This is a genomic window from Pseudomonas sp. MF6755 (assembly GCF_016405635.1).
In the GTDB taxonomy this organism is placed as follows: Bacteria; Pseudomonadota; Gammaproteobacteria; order Pseudomonadales; family Pseudomonadaceae; genus Aquipseudomonas; species Aquipseudomonas haemolytica.
This window is the reverse complement of sequence record NZ_JAEKDA010000023.1, coordinates 88,275-96,046: the sequence shown is the minus strand read 5'-3', so window position 1 is coordinate 96,046 and position 7,772 is coordinate 88,275. Positions and strand designations below refer to the sequence as shown.

The following is a 7,772-nucleotide window of genomic DNA, read 5'->3' as shown; positions in this document are numbered from 1 at the left end:
GGATTACATCGCCTACTACAACCAAGACCGCATAAGCCTCAGACTGAATGGCTTGAGTCCGATACAATTTCGGACCCAGGCACTAAATCAATAGCGTCTCCTGTCCAACTTTTGGGGGGCAGTTCACGTAAGGGCGGAACCAATAGCCGCCGTTACCGCAAAAACGGATATGTACTCGGTCTGAAAAGTCGACTATCGAGCCGCCACGAAAGCAAGCCCCCCAGCAAAAACTCGCACATCCCCCCCCACCAACTAAGCTCAGCCCACAACAAAAACACCGAGCACACCACCATGCCCCACCCCACCGACACCTTCCGTGCCCACTACCGCGCCAACGTGCACCGCCTTTACAACCCCTGGCTGCACGCCACGTTCGTCCTCGGCTACGGCATCGCCTGCATCACACTGGCCTGGTCGTCTACCGCCAACATCACCGCGCTACAGTGGCTTACCGTGCCCCTGACCCTGGTGTTCTTCAACCTGTGCATCTACCTCGTACACCGCCACCTCGGCCATCACAAACACGCGTTCGCCCGGCTGTTCTACGCACGCCACACCGGTGACCACCACAGCTTCTTCACCCCCGGCCACATGACCTACAACAGCCCCCGGGACTGGCGCGTGATCCTGTTTCCTGCCTGGTTGATCGTGCTACACAGCCTGGCTATCACCCTCCCCGCCTGGTGCCTGCTCAAGCAACTGAGCCCCAACGTCGCCGGGCTGTTTGCCGGGTGCATGATCCTCGGCTACCTGCTCTACGAAGTGTTCCACGCCTGCGAACACTTGCCCGCTGAACACCCGGTGGCGCGCCTGCCGTGGATTCGCCAGATGCATCGCCTGCACGCCCTGCATCACCGCCGCGAGCTGATGCAGGGACGCAATTTCAATATCGTGCTGCCGCTGATGGACTACCTGTTCGGCACCCTGCATTGGGAATCTGCGTCACCCAAAAAAAAGGGCAGCCCCAATGGACTGCCCCCTGCTTCACTCAAGTAAATCTATCAGCGCACGATGCGTTGGCTGCAGATATGACCCAGGCTGACGTACTGCGAGATGTTGCCGCCTACGCCCACACCTGGGAACTCTTTAAGCTCGATGCGCCACCCCCCTTCGTTGAACCAGGTATCCCAGTTGTAGGTCTGGCCGGACCCGCTGTCCGGATAGACCACATGGAAATCACCGGAACAAGTGCCCAGGTCGACGTTGCCAGAGGCTGCGCCGGTGATACCGGTCTTGGCCTCGTAGTTGACCCAGTTGTAGGGACCACTAAATCGCTTGTCGACCCTGAGTACCGGAGTGACCCCGCGCAGCGGCTCGCCGGTGCTGTCTGACCACCGGGTGCTCCAGCTCAGACTGCGTGCCGCCTGGGTGGCCAATTGGTAGATCGAACTGGGGATGCGCACCACGTTGTCACCGTTCACATCGGACTGGTCCAGGCGTGGTGCCGAGCCCAGGCTCAGCGCGTATTTTGCCTGCGGGTTCAGCGCCACCACAGGGTTGGCCCGTACACGTACCTTGACCGTGTAGCCTGGAGTCAGGTTCGGATAGGTGGAGGTGGAACCCTGCGGGATTTCCACCCACTTGGTGCCATCGAACCGCTCGAAGATCCATTGGTTACGCGTGCCCGCACCGTCATCACCGAGGAACATACCTACGCCTTGGCCACGCAACGAGACGAAGGAGAAGTAATCCACATCGTTGACGCTGTCGAGATTGCCAGTCACCTGGTTCAGGGCATCCGGCAGGGCGAACGCGGTTTGCTCGGTGTCGTTGGGCTCGTAGGCATCAATGTTGCTGTCCACTGCCACGCCAAAACTGAACTGCGCGTTACTCGCGGCATTAGCCACCATGAACCAGTAGTAGTCACCAGCCGGCAACACGCCGTTGAGGTATTCGTCGGCACTGCCAGGGTTATCAGAAGTACCCAGTGGCGTCAGGTTACCCTGGCCATCATCATGGAACAGGGTCAACGACATATCCGTGCCGGCGCTCTGGTTCAGCAGTTGTACCTGAATTCGTGCGTTTTTCGGCAGGTTGAAGTGGTAAGCGATTTGCGCGCCGGTCTCTACCCCGGTGAGGGTGTAAAGGGTATTGATATCCAGGGTTGGAAACAGCGGCGTGAATGCAGCAATCGCAGCCTGTTTCATGTGCTCCGGGTCGGGCTTTTCCAGCTCGCCGACTTTGCTATCAATCGCCACATTGCTGGCCGCTGCCTTGCTCTTGACGACCTTGGGCTGCCCGGCCTTGGCCGCATTGAGTTTTTGCTTGAGCGCGTCGGAAACGATGGTTTTTTCCAGCGTACCACCAGGTTTCAACGCTGTATCCACGGCCTGCTTGACCGTCTGCGCACTGAGTTTCAGAGGGGGTTGCTCGGCCAGGGCACAGGCCGAGACGAAGCAAGAGGCCGCCATGGCAGCGCCCAGCATAAAGGCTTTTTTCGATTTCATTTTTTATCCATCCATAGTTAAAAAATTGAAGCTCAGGTAACCGGTGACATCCGGTCACCTGGGATGGACTGTAGGATATGACTGTATGCATGTACAGTATTTTTTAAATAATTTGTGCGACTGCTCCCTCCGACTCGTAGGAACATTCGATTTGGCTATTCGCTCCCTAATACCCCGTCATCTCCAAATACCCCACCCCACCCTCAAACTGCACCGGCCCTTCCCAGTACGGAATACTCAAGTCCATCCACGCCTTGGGATTAAGAGCCTGCGTCGCGATATCCAGCTGTTTGCCGGGAATTTTCAGCGACCAGCGCGTAGGAAGGCTGCGCCCGTCGATGTCAGTGGTGGTGAGCGGTGTGAGTTGGATATCCGCGTTGTGCAATGTCTCGGTGTGGCCTTGGGCGTCGATCCAGGTGCCGGTGAGGTAGCCGGCACCGTCTGTTTGCCGCACGCGAAACAGCATCAGGTGCTCGCCGCTGTCCAGGTGCAGGGAGAACCAGTCCCAGCCGGTCTGGCTGGTAGCCAGGGGTTGGCTGCTCCATTCGCGATCGAGCCAGGCCGGGCCGTTGACCTGGTAGACCTGCCCGTCGAGGCTGACGCTGCCGCTGGCGGTGAAAAACGGTTGGCTGTAGTAGTACGACGCCTGGCCCTGGTCGGATTTTCGGCTGTAGCCGTTGTCGCCTTGCAGCACCAGTGGGCGGCTGGAGGTCAGGTGCAGGTCGTAGGTAAATTGCGCGCCGCTGGCTTTGAGTTGCATGTCGGCCAAGGGGCTGGCCGCGCCAGGTTGGGTGGCGAAGTTCCAGTCGTCGATCCAGGCGTTGAACGGTACGGCCTGGGCCCCGGCTTGGCCGATGCCACCGCGGGCCAGGCGTTCGGCGGCGTAGTGACGGGTGGCCGACGTGACGGCCGCGTGGCCCAGCCATACGGTTGAGTCGTGCCAGCCCGGTTGCGTGGGGCCGGCTTTCAACGCGTTGCGAAACAGCGTCCATTGCACGCCGAAGACATTGCCTTGGGCGTCCTTGAGGTTGGCGGTGACATACCACCATTCGATCCGAAAGCCGCTGTGAGGGCCGTGATCCTCGGGAAAGCTGAAGACCTTGCCAGGCACGACCTGGGCAAAATCCGCCGCCTCGCTGCCCAGGCCGGCGAAGCTTGCCTCGGGCGCGGGCGTCTTGTCGCATGCGCACAACAGCAACAAAGCAGCGCAGCACAACGCCTTAATCTTCATGGGCAAAGGTCCTCAACAAATCCGCCGGGCGGCTGCGGTACAGCTGCCACAAGGGCCAGGCAGACGCCAGCAACGTGGCGAGCAGCGCCAGCCCCAGCAATTGCGCCAACTGCCAGGGGAACACCTGCAACGGCAGGCGCCAGCCGAAGGCCTGGACGTTGATCACCGCATCCAGGCACCACGCCAGCAGCAGCCCCAACGGCAATGCGAGGATCAGCGTGAGTACCGCCAGCAACCAGGTCTGGCCCAGGTTGAGCAGCATCAATTGCCGCCGCGTCACCCCCAGCGCCCACAGCGGGGCGAGTTGGCCGAGGCGGCTCTGGCTCTGGGTCAGCAGGCTGATAAACAGCGCCACGCCGGCGACACCCAGGGTCAGGCTGTTCAACGCCGCGGTGGCGGCGAAGGTGCGTTCGAAGACCTGGCTGGACCAGCCCTTGAGTTGCTGTTGATCGACGATGCGGCTGTCTTCCAGGCCGAATGCGCGCTGCACTTCACGCACCAGCGGCGGCACGTTTGCCGGCGCCACCCGCAGGTTGAAGCGTGCCGGTGACAGTGCTGGCCAGTGCGCCAGCAGGTGCTTGGAATTGACCAGCAGATGGCCCTTGGGGTTGCCGTAGTCGGCGTAGATCCCGACGATCGTCGGCACCCACGTTCCTTGTGGCGTGGGGATCGAAACCGTATCGCCCAGTTGTACTTTCAAGCGTCGCGCCAGTTGTTCGCTGAGCATCACGCTGTCGTCCTGCAGCAAGCGGTCCCAGGGCGCGCTCGCAGCTTCCAGCAGCGGCCAGTGCTGGCGATAAGTAGGGTCATCGACCACACCAAACACATCCGCCGGCCAGCCTTGCAGTTGCACCGCCACCTGCCAGGTGGGCAGCACTGCCTGCACCCGCGGCTGGCGGGCCAACCAGGCATTCAGTTGCTCGGCTTGTGCCGGATTCTGCGGGTTGAGGTACAGCTCGGCGGTCAGGCGTTGCTCCAGCCAGTTGCTGAAGGTCTGGCGAAAGCCTGAAGTCATGGAGCCCGCGCCGATGTTCGCCGCCAGCGCCAACAGCAGCGCCATCAGCGCCAGGCTCAAGGCCGGCAGTTGCTGGCGACAATCAGCGAGAAACCATTGGCCCAGCACCGAGCGGCTGCGCCCCAATACGCCCTTGAGCAACCCATTGAGCAGCACCGGTAACCCCAGCGCCGCGCCCAGCAGCAAGGCCGCCATCAGCACGAACCCGGCGGCCAGGCTATCGCCCAGCCACAGCGCCAGCAGCGCGACCAGCAGTGCCGCAGCCGCCACCCAACCCTGGCGCCGCAACCAGCGCCCATGAGCCTCATGCCAGGCCTGGGCGTTGGCGAGTGCCAGCAACGGCAGGCGCGCCGCACGCCACAGGCTGCTGGCCCCGGCGAGCAGTGCGCCGAGCAGGCCCAAGCCCAGGCCGGCGAGCCACCACCACGGGCTCAAGCTCAATTGGCCCGGGACTTGCGCACCGTACAGGCCACGCAAGCTGGCGGCCACATCCGGCAGCAACAGGCTGGCCAGCAGGTAACCGCTGGCAATGCCGAGCAAGCCGCCCAACACTGCCAGAAACCCCAATTCGACGGCCAGGCTCAGGATCAGCATGCGTGCGCTGACCCCGCAGGCACGCAAGGTGCGCAGCAGCCCACGGCGTTGCTCCAGGGCCAGACCGATGGCCGCGTGGACGATAAACAGCCCCACCACAAAGGACAAAAAGCCCAAGGCGTCGAGGTTCAGGTGAAAGCTTTCGGTGAGGCGCGCGAGGTTGTTGTCTTCGCCCTGCTTGAGTTGCAGCGCGGCGGGCGGCGTGGGGTGACCGGCGGCGAAGGTGTTGTCCAGCAGCAAACGCGACAGTTGCCCGGGCATGTCGAGCAAGGGTTGGGCAAAACCGATATCGGTCAGTAGCACGCCGGGCGCCATGTCGGCCTGCACCTGCAACGGCGGCAGGGTCTGCCCGTTGGCCGTGCCGGGCTGCTCGCCCTCCTGCAAACCGAGCGCCTGCAAGGTTTGCGCGGCAATCCAGGTGCGCCCTGGCGGGTCGAAAAAAGCGAGCATCTGCGCCTGGCTCAAGCGTTGCCCCGCCACACTGCCGCTGCCGGGCAGCGACACCGGGTCGATTCCCATCAACTGCAGGCGTTGTTCTTCGTGCCCCTGGAGCACCACCCGCCCCTGCACCACCGGCGACACCGGCCACCCGGCGCGGCGCAGTTGTGCGAACAGCGCCTGCGGAAAACTGGCAGCGTCCGGTGCACTGAGGCTGGCTTGGGGTTCACCACCGATCAATTGGCTGGCGCGTGCATAGCTGTCCCGCGCCTGGCTGTTGAGGGCCTGCACCCCGGTCAATAACGCCGTGGCCAGCCAAAGGCCGGTGAGCACACTGAAAAACTGCACCGGGTGGCGCCGCCAATGGCTCAGCAACCCACGCAGGGTCCAGTAGAACAGCGCCATCTCAGCGCGCATCCATCGGCACGACACGGCCGTGGTGCAGCACCATTTGGCGGTCCAGGCGCGCGGCGAGGCGTGGGCTGTGGGTGACCATCAACAGGCTGGTGGGGCTGTCACGCAACAGGTCCAGCAGTAGTTGCAGCACTTCATCGCTGGTGGTTTCGTCGAGGTTGCCGGTGGGCTCATCGGCCAACAACAAACCCGGGCGTGAAGCCAGTGCCCGCCCTACCGCCACCCGTTGCTGCTGGCCGCCAGACAATTGCTCGGGGTAACGCTTGAGCAAATCACCCAGGCCCAGGCGCTCCACTAACTGCGCTTGCCAGTGCGGATCGAAACGCCCGGCCAGCCGTGCCTGGAACGCCAGGTTGTCGTCCACGCGCAAGCTGCCGATCAGGTTGAACTGCTGGAACACCAGGCCGATTTCAGTGCGGCGCCATCGGGCCAACTGCCCTTCGTTGAGTTGGTCGAGGCGCTGCTCACCGATGCGGATGCTGCCGCCGTCCACCCGGTCCAGCCCGGCCACCAGGTGCAACAGCGTGCTTTTGCCACTGCCCGATTCGCCCATCAGCGCCAGGCTGCTGCGCGCGCTCAGGTGGAGGTCGACGCCAGCCAGCACGGCCAGCGGGCCTTGAGGGGTGGCGTAGTTTTTGACAACACCTTGCACCTGCAACATAAGAACGCTCATCTGAAGGACTGCGAAGGAGAATAACGGCTGATGCTCGAGCCCACGCAAATTTTTCACATGGATTTCACCGCTTGCCCATCCCCCGTACTTTAGATTGCCCGCCAATTGGTAATAACCGGCAACTTATTAGTTAATGTAAACGGCGCGTTTAAACATGCAAATGTTCAGCAAAAAGACAGCAGTGTTGTGACAGGCTTCTGCTCCACTACGGGCAACCGCCCATTAATGACGCCTTTTTATAAACACAACAAACAGTGCCGAAGGTGAACAGCGTGGCAGACATGATCCTGGCCAACCCACAACCTAAGTTAAAGCGCCTGAGAAAATACCGGCTGCATCTGCTCGGCATTGCAGTCACCAGCCTGCTGCTGGCGGGCTTTCTGTTGTGGCCCATCTCGCCGCTGGACCTGGGCGTCGGTAATCGCCTGGTGACCTCCGGGGTTCTCGCCAGTTGGCGCAAGGGTGACGTAGTGGTACTGGTGCGCCATGAAGAGCGCTGCGACCGCTCGACCAACCCGTGCTTCGGCCCTGCCAGCGGCCTCACGGTCAAGGGCACTCAACGTGCTGAACAACTGGGCAAAGCCTTTGATTCATTGGGTATGGAGCTCACCGACGTGCTCAGCAGCCCGACCACGCGCACCGCCCAGACCTCGCTGTTCATGTTCGGCAAGACCGCGCTTTCCCCCGGCCCGCTCGCCATCTGTGGTGACGCCATGGGCGAGGAAATCCTCAGCCACAAACAGCCAGGCCGCAACCTGATGCTGGTTACCCATAGCGCCTGCATGAGTGACTTCCAAACGAGCCTGGGCTTCCCCCACGCCGCTGCCGCCGAGTATGGCAGCGCACTGTTCGTCAAGGTATTGCCCAATCGCAAACTTGAGGCGATGGGCACGATGAATAGCCAGCAATGGACCGCCGCACTTAAACAACTTTAATTACACTTATTTACATATCCAGCGG

7 protein-coding genes are annotated in these 7,772 nt (G+C 61.9%); 3 read left to right on the top strand and 4 right to left on the bottom strand.

What is annotated here, in order from left to right; translation table 11 throughout:
* The coding region (locus JFT66_RS26165) for an IS3 family transposase (protein WP_198859121.1) at positions 1–94 on the top strand (94 nt) is incomplete at its 5' end.
* Positions 95–291: 197 nt separating this feature from the next.
* Complete coding sequence (locus JFT66_RS26160) at positions 292–996, top strand: sterol desaturase family protein (RefSeq protein WP_034120458.1); 705 nt, start codon at positions 292–294, stop codon at positions 994–996.
* A gap of 5 nt (positions 997–1,001) precedes the next feature.
* On the opposite strand, the gene JFT66_RS26155 is transcribed toward JFT66_RS26160, so the two are convergent.
* The 4 genes from JFT66_RS26155 to JFT66_RS26140 form a co-directional block, all read right to left on the bottom strand.
* Positions 1,002–2,447: a hypothetical protein gene (locus JFT66_RS26155; RefSeq protein WP_198860428.1), complete on the bottom strand. Its 1,446-nt coding sequence runs from the start codon at positions 2,445–2,447 to the stop codon at positions 1,002–1,004.
* A 166-nt stretch (positions 2,448–2,613) separates the two neighbouring features.
* Positions 2,614–3,678 carry a lipocalin-like domain-containing protein gene (locus JFT66_RS26150; protein WP_198860427.1) on the bottom strand — a complete coding sequence of 355 codons (1,065 nt, stop codon included), beginning with the start codon at positions 3,676–3,678 and terminating at the stop codon, positions 2,614–2,616.
* Positions 3,668–6,130, bottom strand: coding sequence for an ABC transporter permease (locus tag JFT66_RS26145; RefSeq protein ID WP_198860430.1), 2,463 nt, complete (start codon positions 6,128–6,130; stop codon positions 3,668–3,670). Before JFT66_RS26145 ends, JFT66_RS26150 begins: the two co-directional genes overlap by 11 nt.
* A 1-nt stretch (position 6,131) precedes the next feature.
* Positions 6,132–6,800, bottom strand: coding sequence for an ABC transporter ATP-binding protein (locus JFT66_RS26140; protein WP_034120464.1), 669 nt, complete (start codon positions 6,798–6,800; stop codon positions 6,132–6,134).
* 275 nt (positions 6,801–7,075) lie between these two features.
* On the opposite strand from JFT66_RS26140, the gene JFT66_RS26135 reads away from it, so the two are divergent.
* Positions 7,076–7,747, top strand: coding sequence for a histidine phosphatase family protein (locus tag JFT66_RS26135; protein ID WP_198860426.1), 672 nt, complete (start codon positions 7,076–7,078; stop codon positions 7,745–7,747).
* Positions 7,748–7,772 lie beyond the last annotated feature (25 nt).

Bases quoted from the DNA above. Each gene is read 5' to 3' on its own strand.
- JFT66_RS26150 (WP_198860427.1), bottom strand. From the start codon at position 3,678: ATGAAGATTAAGGCGTTGTGCTGCGCTGCTTTGTTGCTGTTGTGCGCA.
- JFT66_RS26155 (WP_198860428.1), bottom strand. From the start codon at position 2,447: ATGAAATCGAAAAAAGCCTTTATGCTGGGCGCTGCCATGGCGGCCTCT.
- JFT66_RS26160 (WP_034120458.1), top strand. From the start codon at position 292: ATGCCCCACCCCACCGACACCTTCCGTGCCCACTACCGCGCCAACGTG.
- JFT66_RS26145 (WP_198860430.1), bottom strand. From the start codon at position 6,130: ATGGCGCTGTTCTACTGGACCCTGCGTGGGTTGCTGAGCCATTGGCGG.
- JFT66_RS26140 (WP_034120464.1), bottom strand. From the start codon at position 6,800: ATGTTGCAGGTGCAAGGTGTTGTCAAAAACTACGCCACCCCTCAAGGC.